A 15,302-nucleotide genomic window follows, 5' to 3' on the forward strand; every position below is an offset into this window, starting at 1 on the left:
TCCTGTCAGTTCCACTCTAGGTTACAACACCGCTCAAGGACCAGCCTTCAGATCCTTTAGGCCTTCTCTTTTTATGCCGGCCCCTTGAGGGTTCGTTACGTAAGATTATCTTACCAGATGTCGGAGGTCCGAAGGAGGCAAGCATGGACCCCGTTATCGTTAAAGAAACACTGATCAAGGTCCTCAGTCAGATCCAGACTGATAGCGGCCTGGAATGCCCGCCCCTTAGCGGGGCAATAAAGCCGGTCGAGAACATCCCCAAATTCGACAGTAATGTCTGGCCGGTCGCGACCAGAATCCTTGCGACCGAGATAAAGGCCGAGATTCCCAAAGACGTGAATATTTTCGTCGACGAGACGACCAAACTGGCCCGAACAATCGACGAGACGGCGGGCTTTATCTGCGACCTTCTCAAGAAGCAAAGCGAGCAAAAAGCCGCAGCAGCATGACCGAGGTTGATTCAATCAAGCGCCGCCAAATTGCTGAGCGCCTCAAGCAGGCACGTAAGCTCGCGGGCCTATCACAAGGTCATGTCGCAAAAATACTGGGCCTGCATCGTCCTTCCGTCACCGAAATGGAAGCCGGCAACCGCCGCGTTTCAGCTGACGAACTCGCTCGGCTTGCCGAGATCTATGACGTCAGCGTCGCTTTTCTGCTTGGCGAGGCGCCAGAAAAGCTCAATGCCCAGGACCCGCGGGTCGAGCTTGCCGCGCGCGAACTCTCCAAACTCAAGCCTGATGATCTGGAACGCCTGCTCAAACTGTTGGCCGCAATGCGCAGCGATCCGAACCCAAGCGGAGGCGATCGCTGATGAGCGTGACGCGCACCACCAAGTTCAGCTTCAACCGTCGTGCCTTGGCGACTGAGGGCATGCAAGCCGCCGCGGCCACACGGGCCAAGGCCAAGCTCGATCAGGCCGGCTGATCTGCATCTACGGATTGTGCGAGACGCTGGGCGTAGTGGTGCCCTTCAACAACATCAATATGGAAGGGATGTATCAGCGCGGCCTTCCTCCGCGCATCCACCTCTCAGCGCGACGGCCACTGCCCTGGCGCGCTTACAATTGTGCGCAGGAGCTCGGCCATCACGTATTCGGTCATGTCTCGTCGATCGATGAACTGCGCGAGGATGCGAAAGCGCAACCCTGGGACGATCCAAAAGAGTTCTTGGCGGATACATTTGCAGGGTTCGCCCTCATGTCATCGGCTCGCGTCGCGCCTTTGCTGTGCGACGCTGGACGCCGGAAACGGCGACGCCAGCGCAGATATTCACTATCGCCTGCGGGTTCGGTCGGCTACGCGACACTTCTCACTCAGCTCTCGGCAGGGGTGAACTTGCTGTCGCGCGGCCTCTCTGCAGCGAGTCACGCCTAAAGACTTGCGCACAGATATCCTTGGCAAACAGGCCGGATCGGCAAATCCTGAGCGACTACGGCATCTCGAACCCTGACCAGCACCCGTCTTCTTCATGCCTGCCCGTGCGCTGCTGGCAGGTGTTATCGAGCAGCCGCTGCGCGACGTCCTTCCAGAGCGCATTATCGCCATACAAGCGGACGGCAACGGCGGTCTGGATTTCCAGGGTCCGCTCGCAGCGGCGACAGGAGACGCGCAGCACGTGGCCCTTAATATCGGAAAGGCGTCGCGGTCGGGCCTGGGTCACGGTCGCGCCGGCGCGAGGGTCTTTGAGGACCGATTCCCAATATTCCGCCGGGAGGGGGGCATCAGGACCCGCAGCGGAGGGCGCTCGTCGACGGTCGGCTTCAGCGGCCAATTTTTCCATCTGCTTCGCGGTCGGCATGCGCCAGCTCGCGGGTCGGTCGGTCATGCCCGAATTAGAGCGTAACAAGAACAAATGTCGAGTCCGACCGGGCAGCCGCTGAGAAAATCCTTCCGTGGGACGGGGCGCGATGTCGGAACCAAGCCGGGTAGTTCGTCTTGAATCCGATATCAGTATCGGAGTTCCCGGCATGGCCCCCCGCGCAAACTGGAAAGGCTTCCTGCGTCTTTCCCTCGTTACCTGTCCGGTCGCGCTCTATCCGGCCACCTCGGAATCCGAAAAGGTCTCGTTCAACCAGCTGAACCGAAAGACCGGCCATCGGATCAAGTACGCCAAGGTCGACGCCGACACCGGCGAGGAGGTCGACAACGAGGACATCGTCAAGGGCTACAAGGTTGATACCGATACCTTCATCGAGGTGACCAGGGAGGAGCTTGAGAACGTCGCGCTGGAATCGACGCGAACCATCGAGATCGACGAGTTCGTCGACCGCAGCGAGATCGATCCGCGATATCTTATTCGCCCCTACTACCTGCGTCCTGACGGTAAAGTCGGACACGATGCCTTCGCCGTCACTCGGGAAATCATCCGCGAAATGAACAAGGTCGCAATCGGTCGTGTTGTGCTGACCAATCGCGAGCACATCATTGCGCTCGAGCCGCTGGACAAGGGCCTGATGGGAGCGCTGTTGCGTTATCCCTACGAAGTGCGTCCCGCGGATGAATATTTCGATGACATTCAGGATGTCAAAGTCACCAAGGACATGCTTGATCTCGCCAAGCACATCGTCAATCAGAAGGCGGGCCATTTCGAGCCGGACAAGTTCGAAGACCAGTACGAAACCGCGCTCATTGATCTGATCAACCAGAAGCGCGCCGGCAAACCCATCACCGCGAAAGTGCGTCCTCGAGGTGAGAACGTCGTGGACCTGATGGACGCGCTGCGCAAGAGCATCGGCAGAGAGGGCGCGGCCGCGACGGAGGCACCCAAGAACTCAGGAAAAAAGCCGCGCAAGGCGGCCGGGCAGAAGGAAATGCTGATGCCGATCGCAGGCAAGAAGCCGGCGAAGGAGACCGCGGCGAAGAAGCCGGCGGGCAAGTCGCAACGGAAGTCGGCTTAGGTGTCGTGAAGCATCCGGTGACGCCGGACGGCCACTACTTCCTCGTCCGCCGCAGGCTCTGGCGGATGACAAATCCCGGTCTCGACGGGATCACGCGAGACCATCTCGTCGGCCGTCTAGTGGCGCCGCGGCGGGCGGTGCGCGACGCCATCAAGGCGGTCGACCACGAGGCCGAAGTAACGGCGCGCAGGACTCTGGACGAGGTTAAGCAGGCGCGCGGCGAGCGCGGTCCGGTATGGTGGGACGTGGGCTCGCTGGATCTCAACCGTCGCGTGGCGAAGAACACGCTTGGTGCCAGCAGGTATGCGAAACTAAATCACTCCGAACGTGGAGGACCGTGAGTTGCCAAAAGCCGCTATCTTCGATCTGGACGGCACGCTTCTTGACTCGGTGGATCTCCACGCGCTGGCATGGCAGGAAGCTTTGCTCAAGTTTGGCCACGATGTCAGCTTTGAGAACGTTAGAGGACAGATCGGTAAAGGCGGCGACAAGCTCATTCCCGTCTTTCTGTCCGTCGACGAACAACGGGACCACGGCAAGGAACTGGAGGAGTGGCGTGGCAAGCGTTTCAAGTCGGAATATCTGCCGCTTGTGCGTCCCTTCTCGGCGGTCCCAAACTTGCTGCGGCGCGTTCGCGATGCTGGAGTCCGGATCGCGGTTGCTTCCTCGGCCAAGAAGGATGAAGTCAATGATTATCTCGACGTCGCTCGCGTCGTCGATCTCGTGGACCTCACAACTTCTTCCGACGATGTAGATGAATCGAAACCGGAGCCGGACATCTTCAATGTCGTTCTCAGGAAGCTCAAGATTGATGGCGCCGGCACCGTTGCGATCGGTGATACGCCGTACGATGCGGAAGCGGCTGGTAAGGCGGGAGTTCGCTCGATTGGCGTGCTCTGCGGAGGCTTCACAGAACACGAATTGAGGAAAGCCGGGTGCGCCGAGGTGTATCCGGGGCTCGCTGCGCTACTGGCCTGTTTCGAACGATCTTTGCTGTGCAATTAGTCAGTCGTCGCGCCTTCAGTGCTCCTCGCCTGCTCAGCTCTCGATTGCTCTGCAAAGTAGGAGCGATATGGCTGAAAAAACTTCCAGGAGATCGACCTCGAGCGCAGGGATTCTCGCATACCGCAAGGGCGCCCGCGGGCTCGAGGTACTGCTCGTTCATCCCGGCGGTCCGTTCTGGCGTAAGAAGGATGATGGCGCCTGGTCCATTCCAAAAGGTGAAATCGATGCCAATGATGCTCCGGAGAACGTCGCTCGACGCGAATTTGCCGAAGAACTCGGCCCCAGCGCTTCGATTGGTCCACTCCGGACGCTGGGGGAAGTCCGACAGCGAGGAGGGAAGCGCGTTATCGCATTCGCCGGCAAGGGCCATTTTGACCCGGCGGCCTGACCAGCAATAACTTGGATATCGAATGGCCGCCTCGAAGCGGTCGACGGCAGAGCTTTCCCGAGGTCGACCGCGCGGAATGGTTTGATATCGAGTTCGCGCGGACCAGGATGCTGTCCGCTCAGGTAAAGTTTCTCGATCGCCTTTTGGCGATCGCGGTTGAGGGCGCCGGGAAATAATGTTCAGGATTGGAATCATTTCGGACACGCACGGCCTGTTGAGGCTCGAGGCGGAACGAGGGGTGACGGGCGTCGATCACATCATCCATGCCGGTGACATCGGGCGCCCCGAGATCGTCGATGCGCTTCGCCGGATCGCGCCCGTCACGGCCATTCGTGGAAACGTGGACAGTGGCGAGTGGGCTCGCGACTACCCCGACACGACCCTTGTGCGCTTGGCGGGAAAATCGATCTACGTTCTGCACGACTTGAAGACGCTCAAAGCCGAACCCGGCGCCGGCATCGACGTCATCGTCTCCGGGCATTCCCACGTGCCGAAGATCGATAGGGTCGGTGGCGTTCTCTATCTGAATCCCGGCAGCGCGGGACCCCGGCGTTTCAAGCTGCCGATCACGCTTGCGACGCTCGAACTCACGACTGACGGCATGCGACCGGAAATCCATGGCCTCGGAAGCGACTGAGTGCCACCGCGGAGGAATTCACACCGGAGGAGGCGAGTGGGTCAATCCTTTTTGCCGGCTTTCGCCGAACGGAAGTTCTACTTGCGCCGACGTTCTCGCTCGCGCACGACGTCCTTGGCCCGCCCGCGATCACCACTTCCTGCCGCTTTGCTGTCTTGATCTTCAGCCAATCCGCCGTCCGGCTTCCGGACGCATAGGCGCTGTCGGCGCGCTTCGCCATGACGCCTTCCAGACCCTTCCGCTCGGCCTCGGCGAAGAATTTCGTGCCGTTCGCTTTGCGGTGACGGCTGAAGGCGATCAGCTGGTTGCTCGGCAGGATCGCTTTCAGCCGTTCTTTCCGCTCGAGCAGAGGCCGTTTGCGCAAGTCGACTGTGTCCTGAAACATGAGATCGAAGGCACAATACAGGAGCTACGCTTCATGGCGCAGCGCGTTTTGAAGTAGCTGGAAATGCGAGACGCCGTCCTTTCCGATCGCCACGAGCTCGCCGTCGATCACGGCGTCGCCCCTCACGCCCTCCAGCGCTTTGGCGACCTCGATATAGCTGCGGCTGATGATCTTGCCGTTGCGGCTGTAGAGCGAAACCTTGCCCCGCCGGATTTCTGCTATCATCCGGAAGCCATCGTACTTATCCTCGAAAATCCAGCCGGGATCGTCGAACGGCGCGTCGGTGAGCGTCGCCAGCATCGGCTGTAAGCGCTTGGGCAGGGTCGACGTCCGGCTCATTCAAGGGCCAATTTTTCAGAGCGTGTTGCGTATGCATGGACGTCCTTCAAGAATGAGGGAACGCTTAAAGCCATGGCATGTTCCGTCAGACGCCGCGGCAAATCCCAGAGAGCGCGACGCTAACTATCGAACGTGAAGGTCTGATCAGACCGATGGCCAGAAAACTGAAAACCTACCTGACCTCGCTGGGCTTCTTCGATCTGGCGATCGCCGCTCCTTCCATGAAAGCGGCGCTGGAAGCGTGGGGCGCAGACAGCAATCTCTTTCATCAGGGCGCGGCGAAGGAAAGCGATGATCCGGACGTCATCGCCGCGACCATCGCAAAGCCTGGCGTCGTGCTCAGGCGTCCGGTCGGATCCGACGGATCTTTCAAGGAGCATGCCGAGCTGCCCACCGATCTCGGCGGTGGCACGCCAACGAAAACTGCCCGCAAGCCGATAGGCTCTAAGGCGAAGAAGCTTTCCTCTCGCCCTGTCGACAAGGCTGCGGAGCGAAAGGTCGCTCTCGACTACGACCGAGAACAGAGGCGTCGCGAGGTGGAACGAGCGAGAGAGGAGGCCGCCCGACAGAAGGAGAGAAAACGCCGTCAGCAGGCGGTCGACAAGGCGCAGGCTGCGTTGGACAAGGCCGAACAGGAACACGCGAAACGAGCCGCGGCCATCCAGGCGGAGGTCGTGGCTATTGAGAAGAGATCGCGGGCCGAAGAAAATCGCTGGGATAAAGAGAAGGCGCGATTGGAAGCTGCGATGCGGCGTGCGCGGGCTAGTTAGCGGTTCTTTGGTCGGCGGCACGAGCGATCAGCGCCATGAACTCGCAACGGCTTATGGCGGTGCGCTCATACTCTTATTTCGCTTTCGGCACCTCGGATGCGAGCGGCGCGCCCCAATTGTAGGAAAAGCTGACGCCGGTCAGAAGAATGAAGTCATTTCATTCTTGATCCCCGCTTAGTCCAGCTCGGCAAGTGCCGGCTCACCCGCGCTTATAGTCTGGCCGGATAGACGGGGACGACAAAGTGGGCTGGCTTGCGGTTGCGGTGCAACCATCGGTAAATGTTGAGGCCGCTTGGTCAGGACCGTGGGTAATGCCTCAGTTTGAAATTCAGCTTTGGGCATGTTCGTGCCTCGCAGCGGCAAAAACCTCGCGCGCGGCGTCAGCATTGATCGCCGCGATTGCAAGGCCAACGATGATGTCTGGCCATGCTGAGTTCCACGCAAATGCGGTCACGAGCCCGGCTGCGACAATGGCGATATTGGCCATAACGTCGTTGCGAGCCGACAAGAATGCAGCGCGGGTGAGACTTCCGCCCTGATGGCGATAACGCGCGAGCATGAGAGCGCAAAACAGGTTAACCAGCATGGCGCCAACCGCTGTTAGCGCCAGCGGAGTGGGCTCTGGCGGGATAGGAGTGCTGAATTTCTCCCAAGCCGTCCAAAGTGTCGCCAACGCTGGTATCAGAAGAACTCCGGCCAGCGCCATTCCGAGCCGCGCCCGATTGCGAATCGTCCAGCCGAGACCGACCAGGATCAAGAAATTCACCGATGCATCTTCTAGAAAGTCGATGCTATCGGCGAATAGAGAAACCGATCCGATCCAGACGGCTACGGCAAATTCGATTCCGAAATAGGCGAGGTTCAGAATCGCGACGAACCGCACGGTCTTACTTAGTGCCGTTCTCATCATGCTTTCATCGTCCAGATGCCCCGGTGTACCGTCCCTAGAAAAAATAGGAAGCCCTGATAAAAAGAGCCGAGCCCTTTGCAGCTAACAAACATGCACGACGACAAGGCAAGAGATTGAGCGGAAGTTAGCGAAGTGCCGTGACCTTTGCTTGAGTTGCCGGGCGGACTAACGAGCCCGGCTGCGCCCTGCTTAGCGAACAGCGGGCTTCGGCAGTTCTTCTTGAAGCGCTGCAAGGGTGAGGTTCGCCCCAGGCACGCCAGTGAACTTACACTGGATGGTCGATTTCGCGGTTGTGCGGTATTGCCGTTTTAGCGCTCCCAGGAAAACGCCATCACGGCCGCGGTCGTTCGATCCCAAAAACGTCTGGACAGGCCAAACATTTCGGCGGTGAGAGAGCAGGCGAGGTCTTGGAAGGCCTTCGAGCCGAGCTGCTCAAATTGAAGCTCACGTCAACCCAGTGCTGCCTTAGTAATCTACTACGGCCTCAACCAACGAATAGCTCGTGCTACGACCGCCGGCCGCGTCCTTCGCGAGTATCCCCTTCGCAACCAGATCTTCGATGTCGCGCAGAGCGGTGTCTTGCGAGACCTTGGTAAGTTTGGCCCACTTCGATGAGTTAAGCTTGCCTTCAAAGCCCTCGAACAGACGTTCGATCATTGCTTTCTGGCGCTCGTTCAATTTCTGACCCGCGTGCTTCTTTCAGAAGCGCGCTTTCTTGAGCACGGGTGCCAGAATTGTATCGGCACGGTCAAAGGAGCGATCAAGACAATCGAGAAACCAAGTGAGCCACTCAGTGATCTCAAGGTCGCCTTTCTGCGTCGCTTCCAAGATATCGTAGTAGGCATTGCGCTCCTGCCCAATTTGAGCCGACATGCTGTAGAATCGTTGTGGGCTGTTTTCGGAACGTGCCAGCGCCAGATCGGCAATCGCGCGCGCGATGCGGCGGTTGCCATCCTCAAACGGATGGATGGTCACAAACCATAGATGGGCAATAGCCGCCTTCAGCACCGGATCGATGTCCTGCGTGCCGTTGAACCAGCCGATGAAGGATTTCATCTCATCGGGTAGCAGTGTCGCTTTGGGTGCTTCGTAATGTACGCGCTCGCGTCCGATCGCGCCCGAGACGACCTGCATAGGTCCGGATTCTTCGGTGCGCCAGGCTCCCACCGTGATTTTGGTCATGCCGTTGCGACCTGTAGGAAACAGGGCAGCGTGCCAGCCAGATAGGCGTTCGGCGGTAAGGGGGCATTGTACTTGCCCGTTACGTCGACCATCATTTCGACGATGCCTTCGACATTGCGCTCAGCTGGCGTAAGAGCGCCGATATCGACACCCAAGCGGCGTGCGAGTGACGAACGAACCTGGTCGCGGCTGAGAACTTCGCCCTCGATCTCGCTCGACTTCGTCACTTCCTCGGTAAGCGCTTCGAGGTTGGCTTCGGTTTTTAGTTTGAAGCCCAGTTCTTCCATGCGACCGGTAAGGCGCCCCTGCCGATTGCGAACAGCCGCGAGCCTTTGGGGGAGCTTCGCCGCATCCCAAGTGAAATGGGGCCAATCCTGAAGTTCGGTAGTGTCTCAGTTTGAAATCTGGTCCGGTTCCCGCTTCTTGTAGGGACCGCGCAGACCCGGTGCCGACCGCTTGTCGATCAGGGTCACCGCATCTTCCATTTTCATGACGTGATCGACCAAGCCCCACGCCATGGCCGGGGTAGCGCCAAGCGTCCTATGAACCCGGCAGAAATTGTAGAAGAAGAAGTACAGCGCCAGCGCGTGGCAATGGTTCTCGAACTTCTTCGAGAAGTCGTTGGTCAGGCGGGTGAATCTGCGCATGGACATGCGCATGGTGAGGTTCTGGCGCTCAGCAAATGAGGTGTTGACGAGGTTCGGGTCCGGGTTGCCCATGATCGGGTTCTTGATAGCGCCGATGCACTTGGGTGGGCTGTAGCGGCCCGGACCGGCGTAGTCCGTGGCGAAAATCTTGTTCAGCATCGCATAGTCGGCATCAAAACCCGCATCCAAGACAGCTTTCAAATAGGCCTTGTGGCCGTCCGTAGTGAGCTGGACACGGTTGGCGAGCCGCGCCTTCAAGTCATGCATGAAGGCCGTTCCAGTGTGCGCGCCACGGTCGCCAACATGCCAAGAGACGATCAGCTTGGAATCGGCATCAATCGCGGTCCACGTCCAAACGTTGCCAGCATCAGCCGGGGCAGACTTGGCGAACTTGACGTTCTTGGCCTTGGCGTAGCTGAACGACCAGATTTCGTCGCACTGGACGGCCTTAGAAGACACGTTGCGCACGGTCGCGTCATGGAAGAGAGCGCAAGCCTCGCCTGCGTCTACCAGCATCTTTGCGACCGTATTAATCGACACGCCGGTAACCCGGCTGATCGACCGCATGCTGTTGCCCTCACAAAGCATCGTGAGGATTTGGACACGGGTTTGGAGCGGCAGCTTGTTCATGAGCCGCTTAACTGAACTTTCTGCTTAGCGTCAAGTATTAAGTTCAGATCAAGTTACGGCCCGAATTACTGCTACTGCCGGAGCACTTTGCACACCTGCCAGGTTCCAGATGAGCCCTTCCAATTCATCGAGAGGCAAATGGAGGTCGGCAGCAATATCGTTTTTTGTGGTTTTCTCCGACCAAAGCTGGGTCAAGACCTTTCGCCAGATAACAGAGGTTTCCCGTTCGATCCCGCCCGGCTCCCCAGAGCGATAGCCCCTCTTCGCCAATTCGATGCAAACGGACTTGTACTGCCAGTCTGAAAGCAGCTTCAGCGAATTGAGGCGATGGGCCATCGCCATGGCAGACACGCGCCATCGTTTCTTCACTTCTAAAACGGTATCGATGGTGATCCGCCTTGGAACCGTAGCCCGAACATCCTTGGCCGGCATGAGAAACGTGGACGCAAATCTGTTCGCTTCGCGCTCCGCAGAGCGCGTCTCTTTTGGATCACCATGCTTGTGCATGACGAGGTGGCCAAGTTCGTGAGCCGCATCAAAAATGCTGCTTTCAGCCGTCTTGAAGTTGTTCAAAAAGATAAATGGCTTCTCGTCTCTCCAAAACGAAAACGCATTCACCGTTGCTGTGTTTTCCGAAAGCGAAAATATCCGCAATCCTTTAGTCTCAAGCAGCCCCATCAGATTGCCGACTGGGCGCTCGCCGATACTCCAAGCCTGCCGGATCGAATGAGCAGCCATTTCCGGGTCGGTTTCGTAGCTGAGATCAAGGAGTTTCGGCTGCGGTAATGCAAAGCGTTCCTCGACCCACGCGCTCAATTGCAAGCCAAGAGAGCCTGCAGAAATTGCGGCATCACGCTCCTTGGCGCTCATCTTCGAAAAGCTTCGAAAGCTGACGGCGCCCGTATCGATTTCCTGCGGGTCGTGATCGAAAAAAAACGACCTCGGAAATTTTAACACAAGAAGCAATTTATCGATTGTTGCTTCATCCGGCTCATTGCTGCCGTTTTCCAGACGCGAGATCGTATCAACCGCAAGTCTTGCTTGCTCAGCAAGACTTTTGGCCGTGAGTCGTCGGCGCTTTCGCGCAAGGGTGAGCCTGCGCGGGTTAAATTCTTCACCCATGAGAACTGCGCTACTTGCGAACCACCTGAGGGTCGAAATTGTCGACCGGTCCGTTATCATCCACGCCGACCGCGCTGGAATCTTCATCCATGCCGCGCGAAAGATAGATTCGCTCAACGGCAGACGTGAAAGTTCCGCCGCTGACAATCGGCCGGGTCAATTCGGCAGCCCCATCTTGATCAACCATCAAATAGTATAGGCGTGAGGTTTCGGCCTGCCGAGGCGCGAACTGCGGAAGCTTGCCAAACAACGGCGTGCCGCTGGCACGTTCCGCTCCAGCTCCCTTTTCCGACCGGGGTTTTGGAACATGTTCGTCATTGCAGGCCAAATCGACATTACAGAAAGCGATTTTGATTTTCAGCTCGTCATTCCAGATTGCTTCAATACCATCGCTCCTATCGACATCCCAATGATCGCCAACAAACCGATCACGAAGCGCCCAAGTGCCATGGTGGTATCCAAAGGTGCCGGGGGAATTGGTTGGGTGGAAGTTTGTAGCGTTCGACCGCTCCTGCATGGCAATGTCGCGCACCTCCAGCAAACCTCGGCGCGTCACCTGGAGTTGGTTCAAACGCTGATCGCTTTCCCAAGATTCGCGGAAATACTTCGTCTCGGCGAATTCCATATTCAGACGCTCCGTGTCGATTTTATTCACCTACTTGTAGGTAAGAAAAATCGACACGTCAACTGAGTTAGCGCTTCCAGCGGCTCTTGGCCGCCTTTTTTGCAATTTCCGATCGTTTTTTGGGGGAAAGACCTTCAGCGCGCTTTTTGCCGCCCAAGCGCCCCAGCGCCACGGCGGCGGCGTTCTTGCCGTCCTCCGTGGTGATGTCCTCTATCTCGCCGGTGGCGATCTTGCCGATCATGACGGCGGCGCCGATCACGTCACCGGGGCGCTTCTCGCCTTTGGGGCCTTTTGGCATGCTCACCTGATTTGCTTGCCGCTAAGCATAGCCCATTCCTGGGTTGGGCGCTAGGTTCAGGTGGTCGGCCCGGACTCTGAACACTCCTTTGATGTAGTCGTCGTTCCGGACGCAAATCTGCACATGTGTTTCCGCGTGAAAGCCTGCATTTTCATACAGTGGCTTTCCCTCTCGGAAAGCTCCTCTAACTGTATCAAAGGGCTCTTGGCTAAACTGGTCCCTCAATGCATGAAGATGATTTACGACAGCACAATCGAGAAATCTGAGCAGAAGATCATCGCCTAAGCGGTTTTCGGGCAACGAAACTCCGCCCGCTTCTGAGACCGCCCGAAAGTCTTCGTATGCTGTCGCAACGGCATCGACGCCAGTTGTCGAAAGCAGATCAAGACAACGGCCAAAATCAATGATCGCCCCAACGACGAAGGGCTCCTGAACGCTACTTTTGCCTCGGGGCTTATCCCGCAAGTATTCCGCAAATTTTAGCCCTCTGAGAGGATTCGCCTCCCAAAAGTAGATTCCCGTTCCCAACCAATCATACGGATTGTTGCTGGGGGTGAATTTCTCACCCGCCAGCAATCGCTCGCCGACAGCGCGATCACAGCCATGATAACCAAGGACGAACGATGCCGAAAGGCGGTGCAAACTAAATTACGCCGCCGACTTCTTGCCGCCGTATCGTTCTGTAAACTCGCCCTCAGGCGTGATAACTCCTTCTTCGATAAGGAGTTTGCGGGCAATTTCGCGCGACGAGGTGCGGCTGAGGCGCGAAGCCAGAACGCGCTGGCGAAACTCTTCCAATTCCTGCTCGCTCATAAACCGCCTCCGCTGCCCAAGCCCAATTTGTATTACACTGTATTACACTTGCCAACCTGGCAGATCTCTATCATCGATCAAATGTATTAATCCATTGAAAACGCTGAATTATTTAATTCCGTTTTGACGGGCTCTCCGTTCGGCAGCTTTGCTGAGATAGCGGGAATCGAATGCGCTTCCCATCATCAGAGCGCCGCGCTAATGCTTAGCGGTAAGCTTCAAAAATGGGGGCGGCGATGGGAGACGGATTTAATCTTGAGAATTTAAAGGCCGCGATCTTAAGGCTGAGTAGAGCAACTGACTGGGCCACGGCTCGTCGCGAATGGGTGCTCACTGGCGTGTATGAGGCGGATCAGCCCGAAACGTGCCTCTGCCAACATTTCCCCATCATTGAAATATGCGTCATCAAAAACACAATCACTCAGGCTGTCGCCGAGGTGGGAAACGTATGAGTGAAGCGCTTTCTTGGGATTCGATCCGACCTAATCTTCGCCGCACTAAAGCGGATTAGAAAAGACATAACTAAGAGCCTAAACGAAGATGCGGTGGTTCTTTGCTTCCAAAACGGTCTGATCAATCAATGGGAGTACGAGTTTTTGCAGGATACCAAGCGCAAGCGATCATTGACCGAGAAGCAGATGGTCAAGCGCATGGACATCAATAAAAAAGTATTAGCGGCGATGGCCCATCGCGGGCTTCGAACCTAAATTTCAAACTGAGACACTACCTGAAGTTCGTGGATATAGGTTCGCCGTATCTTTTGCGGAGAAATGGGGTCTATTCGCCGCAAAGCAAGGGTATTCTACGCATGAGATGCGGAGAATATGTAATGGCGAGTGGAAACCGGCGATCGGGTGGCCGCTGCGCGGCTGCCCACCACTCCTGTGCTGATTCCGCTCGATGTCGCCCACGATTCCGGAATGATCTCGCCCACCGTTCCGATATGATGTCGCCCGCCATTCCGAGATGATCTCGCCCACCATTCCGGGATGATGTCGCCCGGGGTATCGCAAGGGCGAACCCGGGGCGACGAGGCCTCTTCTGGCTCCGATACGGTCCCGCCTTTCGGCTTTGCGAAGGGGGACCTGGATGCCGACGGAGAGGTTTGCGATGCGCCATGTGCGCGATGTGATCAGATTGAAGTCGGCCGGGATGCCGACCCGCGAGATTGCGCGGCGGGTGGGGACAGCCCCTTCGACGGTGCGGTTGACGATCCACCGGTTCGAGGCGGCGGGGCTGACCTGGCCATTGCCCGACGACATCACCGACGCTGCGCTGGAAGCCCGGCTGTTCGCCAGTGCGGGAGCCGGTCCCGGCACCCGGCGGGGCCATCGCCGGCAGGCCGAGCCGGACTGGGCGGCGGTACACCGCGAACTCCGGCGCAAGCATGTGACGCTGTCGATCCTGTGGGACGAGTACATCGCAGGCGAACCCGGCGGGTATCGTTATTCGCGGTTCTGCGAGCTCTACCGCGCCTGGGAAGGCCGCCTGTCGGTGACGATGCGCCAGTCGCATACGGCCGGCGACAAGCTGTTCGTCGACTATGCCGGCGACGGCGTGCCGGTGGTAATCGACCGGTTCACCGGCGAGCGACGCGCCGCGCAGATCTTCGTCGCGGTGCTCGGCGCATCGAGCTTCACCTACGCGCAGGCGACCTGGACGCAGGGGCTCGCCGACTGGATCAGCGGCCACGTCGGCGCCTTCGAGGCGATCGGCGGCGTGCCGGCGCTGCTGGTGCCGGACAATACCAAGGTCGCAGTGATCAAGGCCTGCCTCTACGACCCGCAGATCAACCGCAGCTACGCCGACATGGCGGCGCATTACGGCACCGCCATTCTGCCGGCCAGGCCGCGACGGCCACGGGACAAGGCGAAGGTCGAACAGGCGGTCCTCATGGTCGAGCGCTGGCTGCTCGGGCGGCTGCGCCACCGCACCTTCCACAGCCTCGCCGAGGTCAACGCGGCGATCACCGAGCTAATGACCCGGCTCAACGAGGAGCGGCCGATCCGGCGGCTCGGCGTGACCCGCCGCAAGCTATTGGAGGAGATCGACCGGCCGGCGCTCAAGGACTTGCCGGAGAGCCCCTACGTGTTCGCCGAGTGGCGGATCTGCCGGGTCAGCATCGACTATCACGTCGAGGTCGAGGCTCATTACTACAGCGTCCCGCATCGCTTCGTCCGCGCCGAGGTCGAGGTGCGCTTCACCGCCCGCACCGTCGAGATTTTCCACAAGGGCGAGCGGATCGCCGCGCATCAGCGCATGAGCGGCAACCACAAGCACACCACCGTGCCGGAATACATGGCGTCCAGTCATCGGCGCTACGCCGGCTGGACCATCGAGCGCATTCGCAAGGAGGCCGCCACGATCGGGCCGGCCACCGCCGCGCTGTGCGACCTGATCCTCGATGAGCGGGCGCACCCCGAGCAGGGCTTCCGCGCTTGCCTCGGCATCATCCGGCTCGGCCAATCCTACGGGCAAGAGCGGCTCGATGCTGCCGCCATGCGGGCGATCGACATCGGCGCGCGCACCTACGGCTCGGTCAAATCGATCCTTGCCAACAATCTCGATCGGCGTCCTTCACCCAAGCGCCCCGCGGACAACGCGCCGGTCCTTCATCCCAACATCCGCGGGCCGCGCTACTACAACTAGGAGATC

The 15,302-nt window shown here is 58.6% G+C and carries 19 protein-coding genes and 3 pseudogenes; 11 read left to right on the top strand and 11 right to left on the bottom strand.

From position 1 onward, the window contains the following. Positions 1–143: 143 nt before the first annotated feature. The 3 genes from ACVMB1_RS00400 to ACVMB1_RS00410 all read left to right on the top strand — a co-directional run bounded on the left by ACVMB1_RS00400 (position 144) and on the right by ACVMB1_RS00410 (position 1,373). Positions 144–449, top strand: coding sequence for a hypothetical protein (locus ACVMB1_RS00400; protein ID WP_057019390.1), 306 nt, complete (start codon positions 144–146; stop codon positions 447–449). Continuing rightward, on the top strand, positions 446–811 hold the full coding sequence (locus tag ACVMB1_RS00405) for a helix-turn-helix domain-containing protein (RefSeq protein ID WP_456847847.1): 366 nt from the start codon (positions 446–448) through the stop codon (positions 809–811). Before ACVMB1_RS00400 ends, ACVMB1_RS00405 begins: the two co-directional genes overlap by 4 nt. 181 nt (positions 812–992) lie before the next feature. Further along, positions 993–1,373: an ImmA/IrrE family metallo-endopeptidase gene (locus ACVMB1_RS00410; protein WP_245311697.1), complete on the top strand. Its 381-nt coding sequence runs from the start codon at positions 993–995 to the stop codon at positions 1,371–1,373. A 55-nt stretch (positions 1,374–1,428) separates the two neighbouring features. On the opposite strand, the gene ACVMB1_RS00415 is transcribed toward ACVMB1_RS00410, so the two are convergent. Then, positions 1,429–1,824 carry a hypothetical protein gene (locus tag ACVMB1_RS00415; RefSeq protein ID WP_456813776.1) on the bottom strand — a complete coding sequence of 132 codons (396 nt, stop codon included), beginning with the start codon at positions 1,822–1,824 and terminating at the stop codon, positions 1,429–1,431. Between the two features lie 142 nt (positions 1,825–1,966). Between ACVMB1_RS00415 and ku the strand changes: the two genes are divergently transcribed. From ku to ACVMB1_RS00440, 5 genes and pseudogenes are all read left to right on the top strand, one after another. Next, a complete protein-coding gene (ku, locus tag ACVMB1_RS00420; protein WP_456847849.1) occupies positions 1,967–2,896 on the top strand; it encodes a non-homologous end joining protein Ku in 930 nt (309 codons plus the stop codon). 5 nt (positions 2,897–2,901) lie between these two features. Further along, positions 2,902–3,237: a hypothetical protein gene (locus ACVMB1_RS00425; RefSeq protein WP_456847851.1), complete on the top strand. Its 336-nt coding sequence runs from the start codon at positions 2,902–2,904 to the stop codon at positions 3,235–3,237. 1 nt (position 3,238) lies between these two features. Further along, positions 3,239–3,901, top strand: a complete 663-nt coding sequence (locus ACVMB1_RS00430; protein ID WP_456847853.1) for an HAD family hydrolase — start codon at positions 3,239–3,241, stop codon at positions 3,899–3,901. A gap of 67 nt (positions 3,902–3,968) precedes the next feature. Continuing rightward, positions 3,969–4,465: pseudogene (locus ACVMB1_RS00435) on the top strand (NUDIX domain-containing protein). After that, on the top strand, positions 4,462–4,926 hold the full coding sequence (locus ACVMB1_RS00440; RefSeq protein WP_456849830.1) for a metallophosphoesterase family protein: 465 nt from the start codon (positions 4,462–4,464) through the stop codon (positions 4,924–4,926). Before ACVMB1_RS00435 ends, ACVMB1_RS00440 begins: the two are co-directional and overlap by 4 nt. Before the next feature lie 121 nt (positions 4,927–5,047). On the opposite strand, the pseudogene ACVMB1_RS00445 reads toward ACVMB1_RS00440, so the two are convergent. Continuing rightward, positions 5,048–5,650, bottom strand: a pseudogene (locus ACVMB1_RS00445) (ATP-dependent DNA ligase); the annotation flags it as partial. A 152-nt stretch (positions 5,651–5,802) separates the two neighbouring features. Between ACVMB1_RS00445 and ACVMB1_RS00450 the strand changes: the two are divergent. Further along, entirely contained in the window at positions 5,803–6,420 is a 618-nt protein-coding gene (locus tag ACVMB1_RS00450) for a cell envelope biogenesis protein TolA (protein ID WP_456849832.1), read from the top strand. Positions 6,421–6,748: 328 nt separating this feature from the next. Here the strand turns inward: ACVMB1_RS00450 and ACVMB1_RS00455 are convergent, their stop codons facing one another. The 9 genes and pseudogenes from ACVMB1_RS00455 to ACVMB1_RS00495 all read right to left on the bottom strand — a co-directional run bounded on the left by ACVMB1_RS00455 (position 6,749) and on the right by ACVMB1_RS00495 (position 12,647). Further along, positions 6,749–7,330: a cation transporter gene (locus ACVMB1_RS00455; RefSeq protein WP_456847855.1), complete on the bottom strand. Its 582-nt coding sequence runs from the start codon at positions 7,328–7,330 to the stop codon at positions 6,749–6,751. 465 nt (positions 7,331–7,795) lie between these two features. After that, on the bottom strand, positions 7,796–8,008 hold the full coding sequence (locus tag ACVMB1_RS00460; protein ID WP_456847857.1) for a hypothetical protein: 213 nt from the start codon (positions 8,006–8,008) through the stop codon (positions 7,796–7,798). Between the two features lie 21 nt (positions 8,009–8,029). Next, positions 8,030–8,536: a Fic family protein gene (locus ACVMB1_RS00465; RefSeq protein ID WP_456849834.1), complete on the bottom strand. Its 507-nt coding sequence runs from the start codon at positions 8,534–8,536 to the stop codon at positions 8,030–8,032. Then, positions 8,509–8,832, bottom strand: a pseudogene (locus tag ACVMB1_RS00470) (DUF4172 domain-containing protein); the annotation flags it as partial. The pseudogene ACVMB1_RS00470 and the gene ACVMB1_RS00465, both read right to left, overlap by 28 nt. Before the next feature lie 72 nt (positions 8,833–8,904). After that, positions 8,905–9,789, bottom strand: a complete 885-nt coding sequence (locus ACVMB1_RS00475) for an IS1 family transposase (protein WP_456847859.1) — start codon at positions 9,787–9,789, stop codon at positions 8,905–8,907. Between the two features lie 48 nt (positions 9,790–9,837). Beyond that, entirely contained in the window at positions 9,838–10,911 is a 1,074-nt protein-coding gene (locus tag ACVMB1_RS00480) for a helix-turn-helix domain-containing protein (protein ID WP_456847861.1), read from the bottom strand. 10 nt (positions 10,912–10,921) lie between these two features. Further along, a complete protein-coding gene (locus tag ACVMB1_RS00485; protein ID WP_456847863.1) occupies positions 10,922–11,536 on the bottom strand; it encodes a hypothetical protein in 615 nt (204 codons plus the stop codon). A 67-nt stretch (positions 11,537–11,603) separates the two neighbouring features. After that, a complete protein-coding gene (locus ACVMB1_RS00490) occupies positions 11,604–11,834 on the bottom strand; it encodes an RNA-binding protein (RefSeq protein ID WP_456847865.1) in 231 nt (76 codons plus the stop codon). A gap of 648 nt (positions 11,835–12,482) precedes the next feature. Continuing rightward, entirely contained in the window at positions 12,483–12,647 is a 165-nt protein-coding gene (locus ACVMB1_RS00495) for a hypothetical protein (protein WP_456847867.1), read from the bottom strand. A 452-nt stretch (positions 12,648–13,099) separates the two neighbouring features. On the opposite strand from ACVMB1_RS00495, the gene ACVMB1_RS00500 reads away from it, so the two are divergent. Next, on the top strand, positions 13,100–13,354 hold the full coding sequence (locus tag ACVMB1_RS00500) for a hypothetical protein (RefSeq protein ID WP_456847869.1): 255 nt from the start codon (positions 13,100–13,102) through the stop codon (positions 13,352–13,354). A 403-nt stretch (positions 13,355–13,757) separates the two neighbouring features. Further along, positions 13,758–15,296 carry an IS21 family transposase gene (gene istA / locus ACVMB1_RS00505; protein WP_456849836.1) on the top strand — a complete coding sequence of 513 codons (1,539 nt, stop codon included), beginning with the start codon at positions 13,758–13,760 and terminating at the stop codon, positions 15,294–15,296. Positions 15,297–15,302: the final 6 nt, after the last annotated feature.

Source organism: Bradyrhizobium sp. USDA 4504, assembly GCF_054063995.1.

Coding starts and splice junctions, on each gene's coding strand:
- ACVMB1_RS00480 (WP_456847861.1), bottom strand. CDS start 10,911: ATGGGTGAAGAATTTAACCCGCGCAGGCTCACCCTTGCGCGAAAGCGC.
- ACVMB1_RS00405 (WP_456847847.1), top strand. CDS start 446: ATGACCGAGGTTGATTCAATCAAGCGCCGCCAAATTGCTGAGCGCCTC.
- ACVMB1_RS00410 (WP_245311697.1), top strand. CDS start 993: ATGTATCAGCGCGGCCTTCCTCCGCGCATCCACCTCTCAGCGCGACGG.
- ACVMB1_RS00400 (WP_057019390.1), top strand. CDS start 144: ATGGACCCCGTTATCGTTAAAGAAACACTGATCAAGGTCCTCAGTCAG.
- ACVMB1_RS00475 (WP_456847859.1), bottom strand. CDS start 9,789: ATGAACAAGCTGCCGCTCCAAACCCGTGTCCAAATCCTCACGATGCTT.
- ACVMB1_RS00495 (WP_456847867.1), bottom strand. CDS start 12,647: ATGAGCGAGCAGGAATTGGAAGAGTTTCGCCAGCGCGTTCTGGCTTCG.
- ku (WP_456847849.1), top strand. CDS start 1,967: ATGGCCCCCCGCGCAAACTGGAAAGGCTTCCTGCGTCTTTCCCTCGTT.
- ACVMB1_RS00455 (WP_456847855.1), bottom strand. CDS start 7,330: ATGATGAGAACGGCACTAAGTAAGACCGTGCGGTTCGTCGCGATTCTG.
- ACVMB1_RS00450 (WP_456849832.1), top strand. CDS start 5,803: ATGGCCAGAAAACTGAAAACCTACCTGACCTCGCTGGGCTTCTTCGAT.
- ACVMB1_RS00490 (WP_456847865.1), bottom strand. CDS start 11,834: ATGCCAAAAGGCCCCAAAGGCGAGAAGCGCCCCGGTGACGTGATCGGC.
- ACVMB1_RS00485 (WP_456847863.1), bottom strand. CDS start 11,536: ATGGAATTCGCCGAGACGAAGTATTTCCGCGAATCTTGGGAAAGCGAT.
- ACVMB1_RS00415 (WP_456813776.1), bottom strand. CDS start 1,824: ATGACCGACCGACCCGCGAGCTGGCGCATGCCGACCGCGAAGCAGATG.
- istA (WP_456849836.1), top strand. CDS start 13,758: ATGCGCCATGTGCGCGATGTGATCAGATTGAAGTCGGCCGGGATGCCG.